Source organism: Leuconostoc lactis KCTC 3528 = DSM 20202, from assembly GCF_014651235.1.
Lineage (GTDB): Bacteria > Bacillota > Bacilli > Lactobacillales > Lactobacillaceae > Leuconostoc > Leuconostoc lactis.
Genome location: NZ_BMWM01000047.1, coordinates 1 through 2,823, shown reverse-complemented (window position 1 = coordinate 2,823; position 2,823 = coordinate 1). Strand labels below are relative to the sequence as shown.

The following is a 2,823-nucleotide window of genomic DNA, read 5'->3' as shown; positions in this document are numbered from 1 at the left end:
CACCATTAAAGACCTTGATGGGTTTTTCTGTCCACTTAAATGTTCAACTTAAATTTTACAATCTGCCTTATCTTTAAGTATATCATTTTTATGCCATTTTGTAATATATTGCACAAAAAAAGCCGAATCATCGACTTTTTACCGTACCGTTCAACGTCAAGTCCTGGTTTAGTGTGAACGACGATGGAAACGATTTTTAAATAGTGATGAAATGGCTTCGTTGTTATTAATCCGGCGAATGGCTTCACCAATCAGTTCACCAACTGAAACAATTTCTAATTTATCAAACTTTTTATCTTCAGGTAAGTTGATTGAGTCTGTGACAATCACTTTTGTGAAGACAGAATTCTGCAAACGTTCAACCGCTGGTCCTGAGAACACGGCGTGTGACGCAACAACATACACTTCTTTAGCCCCATGTTCCATGATCAATTCGGCCCCTTGGGTAATCGTGCCAGCAGTATCAATCATGTCATCAATCATGATGGCTGTCTTGCCTTTAACATCGCCCACAATGCTGCCGACTTCGGCCACATTTGGCTTGGGACGACGCTTATCAATGACAGCTACCGGTGCTTCTAATTCCAACATATTGTTTAAGTTACGCGCACGGGTCATGCCGCCGTGATCTGGTGACACAACCACCGCGTTCTTCTTGTCCGCAATTCCAGATTCAATCAAGTAGTCGGCTAACAACGGTGCGCCTTGCAAATGATCCATTGGAATATCGAAGAAACCTTGAATTTGCGCTGCATGTAAATCAAGCGCCAATACCCGCGTTGCGCCCGCCCGTTCCAACATATTGGCAACAAGCTTGGCTGTGATTGGTTCACGCGAACGCGCCTTACGATCTTGGCGTGCATAGCCATAGTAAGGTAATACCACATTGATTTGGTTGGCTGATGCGCGACGCAAGGCATCAATCATAATCAACAATTCCATCAAGTTATCGTTGACTGGGGCAGCGGTTGATTGGATAACAAAGACGTTATCCCCACGAATGCTTTCCTCAATGTTAATCTGTACTTCACCGTCGGCAAAACGCTTGACAGATATTTCACTCAAAGGGACACCCACGGATTCAGCAATCTTTTCCGCAAGTGGCTCATTTGAACTTAAAGAAAAAAGTTTCAATTTAGGTTCTGGCATGTTTGGCTCCAAATATTTTATGTGAATTTAATGTCCCTGTTTATTTTAACAAAAAAAAGGGCCAAGCGCCACTGACGACGTTGCCTTTTATCAGATCATAAAAAAACAGACTGGGACATCCCAATCTGTTTTTGATCACGTAATTTATCCTTGTAATTCACGTAAAACGCGTAGTGCATCATCATAATCTGGTTCTTCAGATACTTCTGGGACAATTTGTGCGTAACGCACAACACCGTCAGCATCAACAATGTAAACTGCACGGGCATCAAAGCCTTGTGACGGAATGTAGAGCTTGGTTGCGTAGCCAAATGATTCTTGTTCATCAGACAACATCCGCAAGTTCTTAACCCCTTCAGCCGCACACCAGTCACGTTGTTCGGCAACCGTGTTTGTTGACACTGTCAAGAATTGGATGCCTTCAAATTGATCCACTGTTTGATTAAAGTGGCGCGTTTGCAATGTGCATGTGCCAGTGTTCAAATCAGGCACAACTGAAATCAACATCAATTGCCCAACCAAATCAGCAGTTTTAACCTTTTCACCATTTTGATCTTCCAACTTAAAGTGTGGCAATGTTTCACCAACCTTTAAGGGTTCCCCAACAAGCGCTGTAACTTCACCTTCTAATAAAACGTCCATTTTGCGACCTCCGCATCTTATATAACCGAACTTTAATTATGATTTAAGCACAAATTTTTCAATGGCGCGTGCCACGCCAGAGTCGTTATTGCTTGCTGTTTCGTAATCGGCGATTGCTTTCAAGCTTGGAATCGCATTGCCCATCGCAACGCCAATGCCAGCTTGTTCAATCATCGAGTAATCATTGGCCTGATCACCAATCGCCATTGTTGCGTCATGGGATACGCCCAATTCATCAGCAAGGGCTAGTAACGCATTACCCTTTGAAGCTTGGCGATCAATAAATTCCAAATTATTCGCCGTTGAGCGAATGACATTAACATGTTCACTAATTGTCTTTGGTACCGCGGCTTGCACAGCGTCCAGTTCATCACTTTCCGCGTTCGCAATCGCCTTAATAAAGGCAATCTTTTCTAACTCAGCTTCTGAATCCAACACAAATAATGGGAGATTAACCAAGCTGTTTTCAAAGCTTGCCCACGGATGGATACAATGATTCGTTGTATACGCCGCATCATGTGATTCAACCTGCACATAAATCTGCTGTGCCGTCATAAAAGCATTAATTTTTTGAAATTCTGATACCGCTAATGCTTGCCGGAACAACGTCTTTTGCCCATCGGCCGTTTGTACGAGGCCACCATTATAGGTAATCACATATTGATCTGATCCAGTAATGTTTAACTCTGACAGGATCTTTTGGACACCAGGTAATGGTCGGCCAGTCGTAATAACAATCTTCACACCCTGTGCCATAGCTGCTTGTACAGCTCGTTTCACTTCTGGTGTAATTTCGTGACGATCATTGATGAGTGTTCCATCAATATCAATTGAAACAATTTTAATTTCTGACATCTGTTTGCTTGTTTATCCAACAACTGTGTTGTGCTTGTTGTCGCTTCCCTTCATTTAAAATCAGCTCGACACAACCGTTTATCATGCTTAATTACATTATAACAAAAGGCAGATTGTAAAATTTAAGTTGAACATTTAAGTGGACAGAAAAACCCATCAAGGTCTTTAATGGTGTTA

General features: G+C 42.3%; 3 protein-coding genes. All 3 read right to left on the bottom strand.

What is annotated here, in order from left to right:
* Positions 1–168: 168 nt before the first annotated feature.
* Positions 169–1,149: a ribose-phosphate diphosphokinase gene (locus tag IE039_RS08180; RefSeq protein ID WP_010000991.1), complete on the bottom strand. Its 981-nt coding sequence runs from the start codon at positions 1,147–1,149 to the stop codon at positions 169–171.
* A gap of 144 nt (positions 1,150–1,293) precedes the next feature.
* Positions 1,294–1,791, bottom strand: a complete 498-nt coding sequence (gene tpx / locus IE039_RS08175; RefSeq protein ID WP_010002215.1) for a thiol peroxidase — start codon at positions 1,789–1,791, stop codon at positions 1,294–1,296.
* Between the two features lie 36 nt (positions 1,792–1,827).
* A complete protein-coding gene (locus IE039_RS08170) occupies positions 1,828–2,646 on the bottom strand; it encodes a Cof-type HAD-IIB family hydrolase (RefSeq protein ID WP_010002214.1) in 819 nt (272 codons plus the stop codon).
* Positions 2,647–2,823: the final 177 nt, after the last annotated feature.